The sequence below is a fragment of the Chryseolinea soli genome, from assembly GCF_003589925.1.
In the GTDB taxonomy this organism is placed as follows: domain Bacteria; phylum Bacteroidota; class Bacteroidia; order Cytophagales; family Cyclobacteriaceae; genus Chryseolinea; species Chryseolinea soli.
Map to the genome: position 1 here is coordinate 6,070,717 of NZ_CP032382.1, position 16,588 is coordinate 6,087,304.

The following is a 16,588-nucleotide window of genomic DNA, read 5'->3' on the forward strand; positions in this document are numbered from 1 at the left end:
GCTGGTGACCAAGGACTTTCGAAGTCTAGGTTGTCAGCCGGTAATGCAATTGAACGGTGTGATCGTTCAGTTTCTTCACATCCAGCAATGACATTTTGGTTTCGTGATCAACATCTTTCAGCAACGGCAGGCCTGCACCAAACAATACTGGCTCCACGACCAGGATCAGTTCATTCACCAATCGTGCGTTCATGAACCCGCTCACGGTGGCCGTGCCGCCGATAATAACAGCTTCTGAATAACCCTGGCCTTCGAGCTGGGCAACAATGGCCTGAGGTGTTTTGTCTGTGAAAACTACATTTGACTGTGCGGGCCGAGCCGAGGTATCGTGCGTAAGCACAACCAGGGCTCCCTCATTTTTGAGCGGAAGATAATCGGGCGCGAGGATGTTGTAGGTTGTCTTTCCCATGATCACCGCTTTCGTTTGCTGGCTGATGTTCATAAATCCCTGGCCGTATTCTTGTGACAACCAGTCGGGCACGTTTCTCTGATTCGAGATCTTTCCATTGGCAGAAGCTGCCAGGTAAACGGTTATCTTCATCGTTGTTTTTGTTTAGAAACTCTTTCACTCAAAAACGGCCTGGCCATCGTAAAAGTTGATGGTGTGATGCACTAACTAGGGGGCTGATCGCGGCAAAACAGAGGTGCGAATGCGGCGTGTAATGAAATCAAGCGTCTACAAACTTCTGAAGCGTTAGTTCACCTGGGTAGACGTTGGTGGTGGGGAGATAGAGAAGATAGAGAAGATAGAGAAGCGTGGACAGGAACCCTTGGATTGGGATGCTCTCTGTCCACGCCAGTTCAATGGGATTACTCGCTCCAAGGCGGCTTAATGCCATTCGTTCGGGCATAGGCAATCAATTGTCCCAGGTGTTCGTTCGAATGTCCCAGCATGATCAGGATGGCCGTCATGTTGGTGTACTCCCCGGGAAAAGGGAACACAACCTTGTTGCCAAGCGCTGCGTCCTGGGTATTCTTGATGGCCGCAGTAGCCACTTCATACGAGCGTTTCAGTTCGGCAGCAATCGCTTCCTTTGTTTTCAGATCTTTCTCCAGCGTTTCCATGTTAACGCCATCGGGGATCTTTGCGCCCAGCTTGGAAGCAAAGAAATAGTTTGCCGAGATGATGTGTGCAAGTACTTGAGATACGTTGCGCACGCCGGCACTCGGAGACCAGGCGTACTTGTCAGCCGGAATGGCCTGTGCCAGTTGCATGACATGTCCGGAAACAAACGCGATGGATCCTGCGGATTCCTTCTGGAATTGACCTTGACAAAAGGCTTGCATCGAAAAGAATAGGGCTGCAATGGTGGCTGCAGTGGTGGTTAGTTTTTTCATAATGCTTTTGGGTTTATGAATGGAAGTTAGGAAAGTTATTTTACTGACCCGATCAGATTGTATTAAAATGTATGGACTCGCCTTTCGCCGGATTAGGAACAAACTGACGGTCAGCCAACTTGCGCTCGCGCCTTGCCCAATCTTCATAGAAAGTTTTTTTAGTGAGGGTGTCGACTGATGTAACGAGCTGCCACTTGATCAACACAGTGTGAAGAAAACATGGAGTGACACCTCTTGGGGGGTAACTAAACAGGGGAAGGGTTGCAACCTACAGAACGCCTTTTTCGTATACTTTGGTATTCTATGTATATAAAAATCAGAGTATAATTAATATATTGAATATCAACATGATACCAAAGAACCTCACCGCGGCATCCACCAAACTCATTATTCTGGGCATTCTCCGGCAAGGCAACAGCTATGGCTACCTGATCATCAAGAAAATCAAGGAGCTGTCGGGTGGTAAAATGAAATATTCGGATGGGATGCTTTATCCCGTGTTGCATAACCTGGAAAAGGAGGGACTCATTCAATCCGAATGGGTGATGCAGGACGATGCGCGGCCGAGGAAGTACTATGCCATCACCGAGGATGGCAAAAAGGAACTCGTCGCAGAAAGAGAACATTGGGTGCATGTCAACTCGGTACTGGAAGCCATCTGGCAATTGAAACCAACCAAATGACCTCGCTATGTTTGACCTTGAGAAGGCGATAGAACAATGGCTCAAGTCCTTTCGAAAGCACCAGGCTTTTGATCATGGGGCTATGCGTGAAATGGAACTGCACCTGCGCGATCACATCGAGGATCTGATTGCCGGCGGCCACAGCGAACAGGAGGCCTTTAAACTTGCTGTAGCAGAATTTGGCGACATCAAGAGTGTGGCAGACGAGGACTTCCTGAATGTGAAACGAAAAACGACTTTGCGTTCCATCATCCATGCAGCGATGATAAAGAACTATTATTTCACAGCCATCCGGCATTTTTTCAAACATCGGAATTACTTTTTGATCAACATCTCCGGGCTGACGATGGGGATGGCCTGTTTTATCATGATCGCCTTGTATGTAGCCAATGAGTTGAGCTATGACAGGTTCCATTCAAAGGCGAACCATATCTACCGGGTCAACACAAAGTTCACCAATCCAAACGGTTCGGGCGACCGGGCCGTGTGCCACTCGCCGCTGGCCAGAACGATGCTGAACACTTATCCCGAGGTGGAAAGTGCCACCCGCGTTTTGCGTATCGGCACGTTGCGTATCGGGACGCCGGATTCGGGGCGGGAGCATTATAGCGAGGACGGAATTCTTTACACGGATTCGACCTTTTTTGATGTCTTCGATTTTAAGCTGCTGAAAGGAAACCCGAAGACGGCGCTGGTGAAGCCGGCTTCGTTAGTGCTGACAGAAACCTATGCCAGAAAATATTTTGGCGATGAAGATCCCCTGGGCAAACAGATCACCGTCGAAGACGATGACCGCTTTTTTTATGTGGTGACCGGCGTCGTGGCGGATGTTCCGGCCAATTCGCACATCCAATTCGACATGCTGATTTCTCTGAGCACCAGCGAGCTTTGGAATAACGACAGTTGGATAGCCAGTACGGCGATGCATACCTATGTGATGCTGCGACCCGATGCCGATGCAAAAGCGTTGGAGAAGAAAATGCAGGATATGGTGTACAAATATCTGGGGCCGGAAATAGCGCACTATTCAGGTCTCACGATGGCGCAATGGGAGAAGGCGGGAGGCTATACCGGCTATTACCTGATCCCTTTGAAGGATATTCATCTTCACTCCACCAGTACAGAGGAACTGGAGCCCGGCGGCAGAATTTCCTACCTCATCATTTATGCGTTGATTGCCCTCATCATCTTATTCATTGCCATCTTCAATTTTGTGAACATGGCAACGGCGCAGTCGGCCCTTCGAGCAAAAGAAGTCGGTGTAAGAAAGGTGGTAGGGTCTACGCGGGGTGGACTGATTTTTCAGTTCATCCTGGAGTCGGTCATTGTTTCGGCGTTCGCGGCGCTTGTGGCGGGTATTTTAGTGACGTGGCTCAGTCCCTTGTTCACCGGCTTGGTGGGCAAACAGCTTGCCTTCGGTATCGCTTCGCATTACGTGGGACTATTGTCACTGGTAGCGCTGGCCGTAATCGTCGGGCTTCTGGCGGGTTCCTATCCCGCGTTTGTACTTTCTTCCATTCTACCGATCGACGTGCTGAAGGGCACACTCCACAAAGGAACCAGAACGGGATGGGTGCGGAACTTTCTGATCGTGGTTCAGTTCACTGCATCGATGGTCATCATCATCGCTACGATGGTGGTGTATCAACAACTTGATTTCATGCTCACCCGGAACCTGGGGTTCAACAAGGACAACATTCTCGTGATCCAAAGACCCGATGTTTTGAAGGAAGGACAGGAGGCTTTCAAAAATGCCCTGCTGGCCAATCCTAACATCAGCGCGGTGGCGCATTCAAACACCCTTCCCGGAAAACTCTATCCCCAAAGGTCATATCGGCTAAAAGGCAATGCTGAAAGCTTTGTGTTCAAGTTCAATCACGTGAGCCATACGTTTCGGGAAGTGATGGGGTTGGAGATGGTGGCAGGCCGATTCTTTTCAAAAGAACACCGCATGGATTCCAGCGCAGTCGTCATCAACGAAGCAGCCGCGAAAGCCTTTGGGTTTGAGAACCCCATCGGCCAACAGTTGACCTCACCCTGGCACGGCGGTGACCTGGTGACTATCATTGGTGTGGTGAAGGATTTTAATTTTGAGTCCCTTCATAACAAAATAGAACCCATCGCATTCGAACTCATGCCCGAAAATTCAAATCAGGGTGGCTTCATCACCGTCAGCATGAGCCGTGATGAGAACGTCCGGGAGACCGTTCAGTTTATCGAAAGCACGTGGGCACAACACTCCAACGAAAAGCTTTTCGAGGCTTTCTTCTTTGACAACGACTACGAAAAACTTTATCGATCCGAAATTGCCACGGGGAAAGTATTGCTCGTGTTTGCTTCGCTCTCCATCTTCATCGCTTGCCTGGGCCTCGTGGCGCTTCTTGCCTATACGGTCGCTATTCGGAAAAAAGAAATTGGTGTGCGCAAAATTCTGGGCGCGGGAATGGGGAGCTTGGTCAATCTGCTCTCCGCTGAGGTGGTGAAATTGATTGTGATTGCTGCTTTTGTGGCGTGGCCGCTGGCCTATATGGGTGCCCGATACTGGCTTCAGAATTTTGTTGATCAAATCGAAATCAAACCTTGGTTGTATCTGTCGGCTACGGGTGTGGTGGTGCTGATTTGTGGGTTGGCGGTTAGCTTGCAAGTGATGAAGGCGGCAGGGGAGAATCCTGTGCATTCGCTTAGGCAGGAGTAATTGGCGGTTAGCTTTTCAAGGCAAGGGAGGAAGAGCGGCCCTGCGTGTGGCACCTGACATACTTGTGGAGAGTTTAAGCTCAACGTTCGTTTTTGAACGTCCACGACCGCTGATGAACCGTTCCTCGATTGTTGGATGGAGGAGCGCTCGAAAAACAACGTTTTGTTTGGCAAGTTTTATGCCTCAAGGTTTCACAAAACGAGACCCTGATGAAATCCATTGGAAAATTTATACTCCCGCTTGTCCTTGGGCTCTACACCATCTCCAGCCAAAGTCAAAGCCATCAAGACGCATTAAATAAAACCGGCACGTTACAACCCTTGCCTGCTTTGCAAGATTGGTTTCTTTCCACAGGAAATTGGCAAGATGACCCACAGTTGTATGTTCGTGAATTTGGTACGGGGAAAGATACGGTCATTATGTTGCATGGCGGATGGGGTGGAGAACATAGCGAACTTCTGGATGCTGTAAATGAACTGTCACATCAGTATCATTTCATTTTTTACGACCAGCGGGGTTCACTGAGATCTCCTTTCCCGGACAGCCTCATTACATTCAATCAACACATTGCAGACCTAGAACTCCTCAGAAAAGAATTGAAGATAAACAAACTTCATATCGTAGCGCATTCCATGGGTGCAGTTTTGGCGTGCGCCTATGCTTCGCAATATTCACAGCATATAAAAAAGCTGACGTTATTGGCGCCTGCACCACTTAAAAACCCTTTACCAGAAGCGGATAAAGAGCTGCAACGCAAAGAGAATTCAGCTCAGCAGGCGTTCATGGAACGACCGGAGGTTATGCAGGAGATGAACAAGTACAATCTAAATAGAACAACTCCTGAACTTAGCTCTCTGGAAGCGACCAGTAAGTTTCGTATTCAATTCGCAAAGAGAATGCTGTATGACGTCAGCAAGTGGCCGTTGTTAATGGGTGGTAGAGCTTTGTTCAAAGGTCAGGTGTTTGAACTGACGGCCCGAACCTATCCATCATCCGGGTGGGATTATTTTCAGCAGTTTAAACGTCAGGCGTATCCGGTCAGTATCATTATGGGCGATCATGATTTTTTAGATTTTGGTAATCACCTTACGAAGAAATGGGTCAGCGAAGTGCCCCGCATCAAACTGACGACCATTGAAAATGCCGGACATCTGATCTGGATCGATCAGCCGAAAGCATTTTCGAAAGAACTGCAGCAACATTTGCAGTTGTAGCTTGCCGGTTAGCCAAGAAGAGCAGTTGATCGTTTCGGTTAAGGCAGAATACACCGGGCCGGGTGATCCTTCGAGGACAAACTTATCATAACTTGGTGTTTTGCACTTCCCCATGAACATTTCCAAAATACAACCGGTCGGCCTGATCGTGGCTGTGATGCTTAGTGTCGGCTCATCGCCGACAACCGCTCAGCCGGTGACTTACCTTGTGGATAACACACACTCTTCGATCCAGTTTGCCGTGACGTTTATGAGCCTGACAGAAGTGTCGGGCCGGTTCGACCGGTTTTGCGGCAGCTTTGTGTTGAATGAGGCGGACATGCCAAAATCCAGGATCCTGCTTTTCATCGATGCTTCCAGCGTCAACACGGGCCTCGACATTCGCGATGGCGACTTGAGGAACGATTATTTCGAAGTAAAAAAATTCCCGATCATAGCCTTCAAGAGCAAATCGATCCTCAAGTCCGGGGCGAAGCGATTTGAGGTGAAGGGAGATCTGGCCCTGCATGGCGTTGTTAAGGAGATGACCCTTCTGTTGGACATTTTGGGATCCGTGAATGGTGTGGATGGGAAAGAAATGGGATTGAAGTCGAAACCTTTTTCGCTCGCGCGGAAGGATTTCAATATCAGCCTGGGCAATACCGTTGGAGACACGGTGACGGCAACGGCGCTGATCCGCGTGAGAACGTTTTACAAGGCGCGCGAAAATTTTCACAACCAGTTCCCCGCAGCGAGCGGCGCTTTGTCATTTCCATTCGATGGGATCTACGCCGACGATAAATCAAATGCGCAGATCACGTTGACAAGCTACGCGGAAAATTTCTTTATCGCATTTGCCGATAAAGATTGGCGCTGGTTCAACCGGGTTTACCAGATCGGCGACAACCGGTTTAAACTGGAAAGCTTCAGCCATACGTTCGAGTTGACCCAGACCGGCCTTCGTTACATGAATCTTGACGAGAAGGAGGCAAAAATCTTTACCCGGAAATAGAGCCGGAAATCTTTTGGCGATTATTTCAGATCACTTTATCAGGAAGAAGGTGCCGGCAAGGCTGCAAAAAAAATCATCCGTTCAAAAAAACAGAACGGATGATTTTTGTAACATGGGCTCCTATGCTGCAACGGCAATCAAAGTCTCTCTTACTTCAATACCAACGTTTGGCGGTGTACACGTCCGTCGGGGCCCGCTACGTTAATGAAGTACAGGCCCTTTGGCGCCTGCGACAAGTCGGGTTGAATGATGACGGGTGCCGTCACGTCTTTTTGATAGATGGTTTTGCCAAAAAAGTCCGTGATCGTAAGTCGTGTCGACAGCTTGGCGCCATTGGTGCCGACCTCGATGCTCGGATTGCCCGATGCGGGGTTGGGAAACACCGATAGGCTGGTTACCTGCGTCACGCTGCCGTCGAGCATGAAGCGGAGCGTTGTGCCACGCTGTGGAGCTGCAACCTCGACGACGGTGGCCAGGGGAGCGGTGAACTTCTGTTGCCATAGTGTCTTGCCGTCCGCGTCCTGGAGAGCGATAATAAAGGGCACCTTCACATCTTTCTCGGTGGCCACGTTGAGTTGAATCTTCTGGTCGCGCGACGTCATTTGCAATTTCACCTCTTCGATGCCTGCGGGAACGAGCTCCTTGTCGAATACGACAAAGTCCTGGAACACTTTCTGGGTTCCAATCGCTGTGGTGGCGATGAAGGACTGTTTGTCGTCTACCGGATAGGTGGCTTGGAAAGGTTTGTCGTACATCTGGCTCCACACTTCCTGACCGGGTTTGTCGAGCAGGGCGACACGGATCAGTGGATCGATACACGGGGGTGTGCACGGCGTGGGCAGGGTCCAGTCAACGTCTATGCCCGTCCAGCACCAATCGCGTTCGCGGGCGTAGGCATGAATGTCTATACGTTCGACTGCCGCCGGCAACACTGCACATTCGAGGGGATCGCCATAGGCATACAAGGCATAGACCGGTGCGATGACGGAGCCGGTAGACAAGACGATGTACAGTTGGCATCGATAGACGCGCTGATCGCCTCCGGGATATATCCGCGTTCCCGGCGGCAACGGAGTCGCCGTAAAGTTTGTGCCATCGTAGGCATACCACTGCGGAAAAAAGGAGCCGTCGTTCATGACGCCCCTCAATTTGCCGGCGTAGGGTTCGAGCGTCGTTTTGACATAGCGCAAACCCGAGGGTATGAACACTTCTTCTTCTGTTGTGCCGTCGTACGAATTTAGAAGACCACCGTGTTCAAATATGGGGTCAATGGGCCTGGGCTCAAAGGTGGGTATATAAAGAAGATCGTTGAAGACTTCCATGTCACATCCACCCGGCTCGCCAATGAAGTCAGGGTGGGGAGAATCGAAGTCCAATGTAACATCGACACCATCGAAGATGACGATCTGGCGGCCGCCGATGTAGGTGTAGTAACGCATGTACATCTTGTCGTTGAACAGTTTCTTGTCGCTGACAACTTCCGGGCCCCATGGCCGGATGCAACTGTACAAGAAGGACAAGGACATGCGCGAAAAACTGGTGCCGTCGTATTTTATCCAATGCGTGATCGGGTTGGCGTCGTCGATGGCAGAATCCAGTGAAATCGCTTCGATGTAAAGCACATCGTGGTAGGAGAAGGGGGTGTGTCCGATCAGCCGGATCGTCTCGCGGGGAATGAGTTCGTCGGGAATGTCGATGGGCGTAACGGTGGCGCCGTCGTAGCGCAACAGCTCGGCCCTGCCTGTGGACGTGGTGCGATCGGGCATGAAGTAAAGCATGTCCTTGAGCTGCTCGAACTGCGTGTCCTGGTAGAGATTGTAACCCTTTGGCAGGGGAACGGCCGCCACTGCGCCGTTGTATTTGTGCAGCGAAAAGCTGTTGTGCTCCGCATTCTGGAGCACGAGCATCAGGTTGTTTTGATACACCACCATTTCGGATTCCGTGGGCTGCAAACCTGCAGGCAACGTTACGGGGCTAAACTGACCGCTAACACGGCCGGCGATACAAAGGGCGAACAGGAGAAGACTCCAGGGAGAGCAAAGCGCGGGTCTGTTTTTTTTCATATAACTGTATTTGGGGGGTTGAGATAGTATATCAAGGTCGTTGGTTTTTTTTGGGGCAGGCTAAAAGGATCGTTTCATTTCCTGTGTATTTTGATACGTGGGCGCACAGACTCAGACAACGAGGCCCTTCTTCACCGATTAGTTGTTACAGCTCACCTCTTCACAAGTCGTTTTACACTTGCAATTTTTTTAGGTTGCCAATTCACGGCGACAAATCCCGCCGACAAATTGGGGATCGTTACCGGGTGTGAATGCGACAATTTTAGGGCTGAATGCGGAAAGTATGGGTTGTGAACAGGACAGAGCCGGAAAATTCTGGCCAGCCTTGCTATCTTCGTATGGTTCGACAAGGTCACGACCTCGACATGAAAAATTGACTTTAAACCAGGAGAAAAATGAGAAAACTAGTTGCCGCTATCAATACGACGATCGACGGGTTTTGCGACCACACGGCAGGGGTTCCGGACGCTGAAATACATCAGCATTACACCGAGTTGTTAAAAAGCGCAGGCGCCATTTTATATGGAAGAATAACCTATCAACTCATGGAGAACCATTGGCCAGGGGTCGTGAAAAATCCCACCGGCAATAAAGCCATGGATGACTTTGCGGTGGCCATACAGGACGTTCCTAAAATTGTTTTTTCCCGCACGCTGAAGAGTGTTGAATGGGAAAATACAAGATTGGCCACGCGGGACCTTCAAGAGGAAGTCTTGGAACTCAAGCAGCAAGCGGGTAAGGATGTTTTCGTGGGTAGCCCGGGGTTAATAGCAGCATTGACGAAACTTAATTTATTTGATGAATATCAACTCTGTGTTCATCCCGTGATAATAGGGAGCGGGTTGCCACTATTTAAAAATATCAGCGAAAGAATGGTTCTCAGGCTTGCAAAATCAAAAGCTTTCAAGTCCTCCGGTGCGATGATGCTTTATTATGAGCCCACAAAATAAAGAGACGGCAAGTGAGATAGTTTCAGGGGCAATTAAACTTCTTGGATAAATAATTTTCCGTCGCGCAACACGCGACTCGCAATAACATTCCGGTCGTCGTTCCCCATCAAGGTTCCATAGACATCTTTCCACCACACATCCGAATAAAAATACCAGGCATGAGAGGGTTTGCCTTTTCGGACCTCAAGATTCACACCGTGGGCTTTGTAGTAGTCGCCACAATGGACATCGACCGCTTTTGGGGGTACGTCCGAAGGCAATCCGATGCGGCCAACGCGGTTTTTGAAGCCGGCGCGTTTTGCATTGGAAATTGCCAGCACGGCATCGTGCGGATTGTAGTAGTTGGTGAGACGGTTGCAGTGGCGGTATACAGATTCTCCGCGTGTGACGCTCAGTGAGTCGCTCGAAACATCACCCCCGAATAAAATCAGTTGACTTAACGTCCAGTTCACTTCCGCCGTGGACCGGGTGGTCTCCGAATCGTTGAACGACTCCTGGATAATGTATGCGCCGGAGGAGTGCGCCATGGCGTGGACGTTCAGGATACATCCGCGACCCTGTTGTTTGGCAAGTAATGTAATACCCGACTTTACCAGGATCATGGCTGTCATCTTCGCATCGTGACGATCATCCAGATACAACAACGGCATTCCGTTACTCGGCCAGTCAAAACTAATCAGCTCACCGGCATAACCTTGTTGTTGAAGATTCGCTTTGATGTGTTTATGACGATCCAGGACTTCGCCTATGGTATAGTCCGTGCCGTGCACAAATATTACAACGTCCCGTAACTCAGCCGGTGACGTCAGTGAACTTAGAAAGTCTTTCTCTGAAACGATGTGATCGGGCTTGGGATCGCTTTCCGCGTCCTCGAGTATGAGGTAGTTAACTTTGCCAGGCATTGAGCCAAAGCTCTCACCTTTCCGATTGCGGGCACAAATAATGTAATTGCTCATGGTATTTCGGGAATAACAATACAAACGGTCTCTCTCCAACAGCTAAGGAATGTAATCAACGCTTTGGAGAAAATCAATCGTGGTGCTGGATAATTTTTCTGACGTCTAACAAGAGTAGCGGGAATCCGGAAGGAACCCCGCTACTACATGCCACATACTATCCTTATTACGCCATAAAAGTAAATGACTTCATTTCTTGATGAAACGTTCATCATAAACCTTGCTTCCTTGCCGCACCTGGAAAACATAAAGACCGGTAGGCAGATTACTGACATCCAGCACGCTTTCCCCGGTCGACATTGTTCTGCTGAATAGTTTTCTTCCAAAAGCGTCGGTAATCGTTACCTCCGAGGGAACATCACCATCCAGATCCTGCCAGTCGATATTGAGCATGTCGGAAGCTGGGTTGGGGTACAATCGAATATTCGACCCTGCATTCGTTTCAGCAGTAAAATTCCGGTCGCCGTTTTTCTTCGTTACCACGAAGGCATCCGACATTGGACTGTAGCATCCGTGATGATTGACCTGCACCGTATAGCTTCCCGACGAACGTACTTTAAGGATCTGGTCCGTTGCGCCTTTAAGGGCTTCACCGTTCTTGAACCATTGATTGTCCGTTGAGCTGCTCGATCGCAATAACAGATTTTCCGAATGAGCCAAGGCTGTGATAAATGGCTTATCGATGTCCATACAAGAGCGTTGATACTTGGCGATGAAGACATCGTTATTGGCAACTCCCGTTCGAAACGTACTTCCTGTGTAAGGATCAAAGTTCACCGTCTCGCCAAAAAGCCCCGCCAGGTAATAGCCACTGCGCGTCATCGCGGCGGCGATCGATACACTATAGCCCGATGGTCCTCCCAGGGTCTTGGCCCAGTCGAGACTACCGTCATGGAAGGAGTAGTGCGCCGAAAATGTCTCGGTCCGGGCATTCGAGCGAGCGGCTTCATTTACGCTGGGATCGAAGTCAACGCTGCCGCCAAACAATCCGCTAACATAAATTCCAGAAGGATCGGCAAGAACTTTTCGTGCCAAGGCGAAGCCGGTGGTTGGCAAGCTTTGAGCCCAGCGATATTTTCCGTCGGATAAACCATACTTTCCGATGAGGACATTGTTGAACTCATACGAACCGATCATGGAGGTTCCTGCGCCCGGGTCTGCATCGATCACACCATAGAAATCACCAACGATATACACGCTGTTGCCGAAGCGGCACATGCTATAAATACTACCGGTGCCAACGCTTTTGGCGTATCTGAAATTGCCGGTGCCCAAATCATACCGGCCAAAGAAACCTCCGAAACCGTAAAGAATATATTCACCCGATCGGGGATCAAAATCTCCACTGTCTCCATAATGGCCATGAATGTATACTCCGCTGTCGTCCACCAGCAGACCCCATGACGTGTCGTTGCCAGCGCCACCCATGGATCGCGCCCATACATAATTTCCACGGGTTGTGTATTTGGCCAGGAACACATCGTCTTGTCCTTGCGAGGTGAGGGTGGCGATTCCGGCTCCTGGATTAAAATCTACGGCTCCGCTGTAGTGCCCCGTTAGGTAAACGCCGGAGTTGTCAACACCAATCGAGGAGCTGCTCCACGAGGCGGCATCCGTCAGCTTTCGGGCCCAGGCCAATGAACCGTCGTTCAGATTGTATTTTGCGAAGAAACCATCATTGACATAGGGTTGACCTTCATTACTAAAAATGGTACTGGCGGGTCCCGGATCAACATCCGTGTCGCCCCAGAACTGTGCGGTTAAATAAAGTCCATGATCATCCACCGCGATCGACACTTCATTGTCATAGTAAGGGCCGCCAATGGAACGCGCCCAAACCGCATTGCCGTTGGCATCGAGGCGGGCAAAGAAAATATCAAAGTCACCCTGACTGGTAAGCGTGGTCGTTCCGAATGACAACGTTCCGTTGAAATGGCCGGCAACATAAATATTGCCGTGGTCGTCGCTGGTCATGGTTTGAACTTCTTCTTCGCCCCAATCGCCAAACTGATTTGCCCAAATGTTTGGAGACGCCATGGCCGGATGAGGCGTAGTGTGTACGGCAATGGTGGCTGAATTCGGCGATGGCAGATTGTTTGTAATGGCCCTCACTCTATAGAAATAGTCCGTGTTGGGAGCGAGCCCCGTCACGGTAGATCGAATAAGGCCGGGATTCCAAAGCGAAATGATCTTATTCTCATAGCCCGGCACAAAGGATAAAAAGTCTGCCGCGGTCGAAACATCCAGATGATATTCATAGGTGTTTTCCAATCCCATCCACTTTGCCTCAAAGCCTGCATTGCCGACAAAGTCAGCCGGCAACGCCGTGGGAGGATTGAGTTCGATGTTCTGAAAGACAATCAACGTGTTGAAAATTTCATGCGATAACATCAAATCTGATTTCCCATCACCATCCAGGTCGGTGACGGAAATTCCGAGCGATCCGTCTCCCACCGGAAGGGCCGTGGGCATCGAAAAAGAGAACCCGCCGGGTGTGCTGTTGTTTTTATAAATGAGAAGACTTCCACCGCCACCGCGAATCAGGAGATCTTGTTTTCCGTCTCCATCCACGTCGCCGGCTGTCGGATTCCAATTGCCTGAAGGCGCGAGCACATCCTGTCGCACGAACGACGCAGCGTTGATTTCGCCGGGCATACTGGTATTCCTGAATAAGAAAAGCGAATCATTAGCGGATATGGCGACATCTTTTTTGTCGTCTCCGTCAAAATCGGCAACGGCCATGATCGCCGGATAGCCACCGGTGTGGAAATTTACCTTTTCGGCAAATGAACCCGCGTCAAGAACACCCGGTGTGCTGACATTTTTGAGGATTGAAAATTGTCCATCGCCTCCGCTGCTCACCAGGATATCGGGTTTGGCATCGCTATCCACGTCTTCCAGCATCACGCACCAAACGCCCCCGTTGCCGGCCTGGATACTCACCCGGGGGGCAAACGAATCCAGAGTGATCGATCCCAACACGGCGGTGTTTCGATAGACCGATACCAGGCCTACACCAAAATTATTGGCAACGGCCGTAGCAATGTCTGATCTTCCATCGCCATCCAGGTCGCGAATGGAGACAAAATATGGGCCCGGATCCGATTCAAAATCGACGGCGGCTTCAAAGGCAATGGAACCCGGCGAACTTGTATTCCGAAAAACTGAAATGGAACTGCCATTTACATTGGTCACCACCAAATCCTGCATTCCGTCTCCATCCAAATCCCCAAGGGCAAGGGAATAAGGATTCAGTCCGGTAGGAAAGCTTACCATGGGCGCAAAGGATTCCCAAGACAGCGTTCCCGTTGTGCTTGTGTTTCTTAAAACGGAGACGGTATTCCCGGCTTCATCCACTGCCAGGAGATCCGTTTTTCCATCACCGTCTACATCGCCGACGATTCCCCATCGGGTTTGCATTCCCCCATAAAAATCAGTCCGGTTGGCGAACGTGCCGGTACTGCCTGAGAAGGTGACCACGAACGGCTTGCTCGAATAGGCGGTCAGTCCGTTTACCGTGACGGTTACCGGTTTGAAGGTTGCACCCCATGGCGCGGTCACGTCAAGTTGTGTTGCCGACGCTGCTATCACCGTGGCGCGGGTGGCGCCAAAGTAAACGATGTTGTCGGCCGGAGTGGAGCTGAAATTTTCTCCCGTGATGCTCACCGCCGTTCCCACCGGCCCGCTCGCTGGCGAGAATGTAGCAATAACAGGAGCTTGGGCAATTGCCGATGTGATACCCATCGACAGAAAGAAAAGAAGACACCGTGTTCTGTTTTTCATAAGCGTGATGGTTAAGGTATGGATAGGTCAATGCTTATTCGTTTCATTCTGCGTTCGCAAAATGATTTGAGATCTAAAGACCATTCAAGTTTGGTATGAATCTTAAGAATGACTACAACGAATCTCTCAATCGCTAACAATTTTAAAGACGCTCTCTATAAGAACTCACTTCATTGAAAATCCTTCTTGATGAGAATCAACTCAAGGTGCACGGATGTTTAGCAGTGCAATTTCAATTCTGCAGCAACGTCAATGATAATTTTGATTGTTGTTTTTAGGAAGCGGATAAACGGTTGATTTCTTTATAGCATTCCGAAGTTAGGAGGTGGTCAAGTGACATCCAAATTTTTAGTAACACTAAACGGGTATGAGAGTTTAAACAGCGGTATAACAGTTTAAACATAAATGCCACGTGGGAATCGGATAGAAGGGTGCAAGGGCTGTCGAAAAAAAGAAGTACTACCCGAGGGATGTGCGCTGGGAAGCAGGAGGGAAGGACAGAGCAATGTGTGGGCGGATTGATACCTGGTAGGCAAAGGCGTTAGGAATTTTATACAACCTGTACTCCCGACATTTCGAGCTTATATCCCTTCCCATGAACATTCGTTATTCTCAGCTCGGGATCACTGCTTAATTTCTTTCGAAGCTTCGATACAAACATATCCAGACTGCGACCGGTGATGACGCCTTCGTTGATCCAGACTTCCTGCATCAGTGTTTCGCGAGGAATCAGTTCTCCAAAACATTTATTGAACAATTCGAGGATCTTGCATTCCTTGTCGGTGAGACTGATCACCTCGCTCCCCAACAGCAAACGCTGACCCTTTACATCAAATAAAAATTTCCCCAACGCAGCTAATTCAGGAACGGATTCTTTTCGTATAGTGTGGTCTTGAGCCTGCACGGGCATCGGCGTTAAAATTTTCCCGGAACGCCCCATCAACAAGATGACCACTAACACCACCACCATGCCGCCGTAAACCAGATTGATGAATGGATAGTCAAAGTTTGTCGTGTTGACTTCTTCAAAGTTTTGATTGGCTTCCTGAGGATCAACTTTAACGGATTCGGATTCTTCAGGCATCTGGCCGATGTCATGGTCTAACGTTGTCGGTTTGATCTCCTCAGGTTTTGAATTGGCTTCCTGAGGAGCAGCTTTAACGGATTCTTCAGGCGTCTGGTCGATGCCGAAGTTGGTCGGTTTGATTTCTTCACGTTTTGGACTGGCATCCTGAGGGTCAACTTTGCCTGATTTGAGATCCAGTGGGTCGACGTCAGCTTTCTCCTGTTCTATGTTCTCATAAAAATCCGGAAAGGCAAATTCGATTGTATAACAGCCTTGGGGCTGACGTCTGCCCCTGCAGGGCAGTAAGTCGGGTGTGGTATTATTGAATTGGAAACCATAGACAATGCCGGCGGTCAAACAATCATGGACTGTAACGGTGTAGCCGGAAGGGAACTGTGTTTTGGGAAGCAAGTCCAGTGACATCGCCATGAGCGAATCGTGACTGAAAACGAATTCATTTTCGAACTGGAGCAAAAACGTGCCTTCTTTAGTCTCGGTAACCGGCAATACACGTGAGGTTAAATCACCCGCCTGCAAGAGCAACCGATGACCAATCTCACGGATCAGGAGGTTCACGTGCTTCGCCCGTAAGTCGTGGTCAGGAGGCGTTGTGAAAGATGAGGCGATAAAAAAAATGGCGAGCATCACAATGGCCATGCCCGACCTCACCACCAACCCGTGGGTAAAAAAGCCGCTAAAATGAGAATTTAGACGCATTTACATTCCTTTTACAATTCATTACAATGAGTGGCAACGCGGTAGCGTACGCCTGTGTGAAGTTAAAACAATTTTGCTTATGAAACCTTTCCAGGAAATCGTCTACCATCATCTTTTTGCTCACGACATGTT

11 protein-coding genes are annotated in these 16,588 nt (G+C 49.6%); 5 read left to right on the top strand and 6 right to left on the bottom strand.

From position 1 onward, the window contains the following. Positions 1 to 25 precede the first annotated feature (25 nt). Together D4L85_RS25445 and D4L85_RS25450 are read right to left on the bottom strand one after the other, a co-directional pair. Positions 26 to 541, bottom strand: a complete 516-nt coding sequence (locus D4L85_RS25445; RefSeq protein ID WP_119756948.1) for a dihydrofolate reductase family protein — start codon at positions 539 to 541, stop codon at positions 26 to 28. Between the two features lie 269 nt (positions 542 to 810). Beyond that, entirely contained in the window at positions 811 to 1,338 is a 528-nt protein-coding gene (locus D4L85_RS25450; RefSeq protein WP_160143995.1) for a DinB family protein, read from the bottom strand. Between the two features lie 347 nt (positions 1,339 to 1,685). Here D4L85_RS25450 and D4L85_RS25455 point away from each other — a divergent pair, with 347 nt between their 5' ends. The 4 genes from D4L85_RS25455 (at position 1,686) to D4L85_RS25470 (ending at position 6,921) form a co-directional block, all read left to right on the top strand. Beyond that, entirely contained in the window at positions 1,686 to 2,021 is a 336-nt protein-coding gene (locus D4L85_RS25455; protein WP_119758945.1) for a PadR family transcriptional regulator, read from the top strand. Positions 2,022 to 2,028: 7 nt separating this feature from the next. Then, positions 2,029 to 4,716 carry an ABC transporter permease gene (locus tag D4L85_RS25460; RefSeq protein WP_119756950.1) on the top strand — a complete coding sequence of 896 codons (2,688 nt, stop codon included), beginning with the start codon at positions 2,029 to 2,031 and terminating at the stop codon, positions 4,714 to 4,716. Between the two features lie 209 nt (positions 4,717 to 4,925). Continuing rightward, complete coding sequence (locus tag D4L85_RS25465; protein WP_160143996.1) at positions 4,926 to 5,930, top strand: alpha/beta fold hydrolase; 1,005 nt, start codon at positions 4,926 to 4,928, stop codon at positions 5,928 to 5,930. Between the two features lie 112 nt (positions 5,931 to 6,042). Next, positions 6,043 to 6,921, top strand: coding sequence for a YceI family protein (locus tag D4L85_RS25470; RefSeq protein WP_119756952.1), 879 nt, complete (start codon positions 6,043 to 6,045; stop codon positions 6,919 to 6,921). A 149-nt stretch (positions 6,922 to 7,070) separates the two neighbouring features. On the opposite strand, the gene D4L85_RS25475 is transcribed toward D4L85_RS25470, so the two are convergent. Then, entirely contained in the window at positions 7,071 to 8,984 is a 1,914-nt protein-coding gene (locus tag D4L85_RS25475; protein WP_119756953.1) for a T9SS type A sorting domain-containing protein, read from the bottom strand. Between the two features lie 395 nt (positions 8,985 to 9,379). Here D4L85_RS25475 and D4L85_RS25480 point away from each other — a divergent pair, with 395 nt between their 5' ends. Beyond that, a complete protein-coding gene (locus D4L85_RS25480) occupies positions 9,380 to 9,934 on the top strand; it encodes a dihydrofolate reductase family protein (RefSeq protein ID WP_119756954.1) in 555 nt (184 codons plus the stop codon). Between the two features lie 32 nt (positions 9,935 to 9,966). Here D4L85_RS25480 and D4L85_RS25485 read toward each other — a convergent pair whose 3' ends face one another. The 3 genes from D4L85_RS25485 to D4L85_RS25495 all read right to left on the bottom strand — a co-directional run bounded on the left by D4L85_RS25485 (position 9,967) and on the right by D4L85_RS25495 (position 16,456). Beyond that, a complete protein-coding gene (locus D4L85_RS25485; RefSeq protein WP_160143997.1) occupies positions 9,967 to 10,836 on the bottom strand; it encodes an alpha/beta hydrolase in 870 nt (289 codons plus the stop codon). Between the two features lie 243 nt (positions 10,837 to 11,079). Beyond that, a complete protein-coding gene (locus D4L85_RS25490; protein ID WP_119756956.1) occupies positions 11,080 to 14,673 on the bottom strand; it encodes an FG-GAP-like repeat-containing protein in 3,594 nt (1,197 codons plus the stop codon). A gap of 550 nt (positions 14,674 to 15,223) precedes the next feature. Further along, the gene (locus tag D4L85_RS25495) at positions 15,224 to 16,456 is read right to left on the bottom strand and encodes a winged helix-turn-helix domain-containing protein (RefSeq protein ID WP_119756957.1); all 1,233 of its coding nucleotides are present in this window, start codon (positions 16,454 to 16,456) and stop codon (positions 15,224 to 15,226) included. Positions 16,457 to 16,588 lie beyond the last annotated feature (132 nt).

Excerpts from the sequence above, each read along its gene's own strand:
- D4L85_RS25445 (WP_119756948.1), bottom strand. The coding sequence starts at position 541 with ATGAAGATAACCGTTTACCTGGCAGCTTCTGCCAATGGAAAGATCTCG.
- D4L85_RS25450 (WP_160143995.1), bottom strand. The coding sequence starts at position 1,338 with ATGAAAAAACTAACCACCACTGCAGCCACCATTGCAGCCCTATTCTTT.
- D4L85_RS25455 (WP_119758945.1), top strand. The coding sequence starts at position 1,686 with ATGATACCAAAGAACCTCACCGCGGCATCCACCAAACTCATTATTCTG.
- D4L85_RS25460 (WP_119756950.1), top strand. The coding sequence starts at position 2,029 with ATGTTTGACCTTGAGAAGGCGATAGAACAATGGCTCAAGTCCTTTCGA.
- D4L85_RS25465 (WP_160143996.1), top strand. The coding sequence starts at position 4,926 with ATGAAATCCATTGGAAAATTTATACTCCCGCTTGTCCTTGGGCTCTAC.
- D4L85_RS25470 (WP_119756952.1), top strand. The coding sequence starts at position 6,043 with ATGAACATTTCCAAAATACAACCGGTCGGCCTGATCGTGGCTGTGATG.
- D4L85_RS25475 (WP_119756953.1), bottom strand. The coding sequence starts at position 8,984 with ATGAAAAAAAACAGACCCGCGCTTTGCTCTCCCTGGAGTCTTCTCCTG.
- D4L85_RS25480 (WP_119756954.1), top strand. The coding sequence starts at position 9,380 with ATGAGAAAACTAGTTGCCGCTATCAATACGACGATCGACGGGTTTTGC.
- D4L85_RS25485 (WP_160143997.1), bottom strand. The coding sequence starts at position 10,836 with ATGCCTGGCAAAGTTAACTACCTCATACTCGAGGACGCGGAAAGCGAT.
- D4L85_RS25490 (WP_119756956.1), bottom strand. The coding sequence starts at position 14,673 with ATGAAAAACAGAACACGGTGTCTTCTTTTCTTTCTGTCGATGGGTATC.
- D4L85_RS25495 (WP_119756957.1), bottom strand. The coding sequence starts at position 16,456 with ATGCGTCTAAATTCTCATTTTAGCGGCTTTTTTACCCACGGGTTGGTG.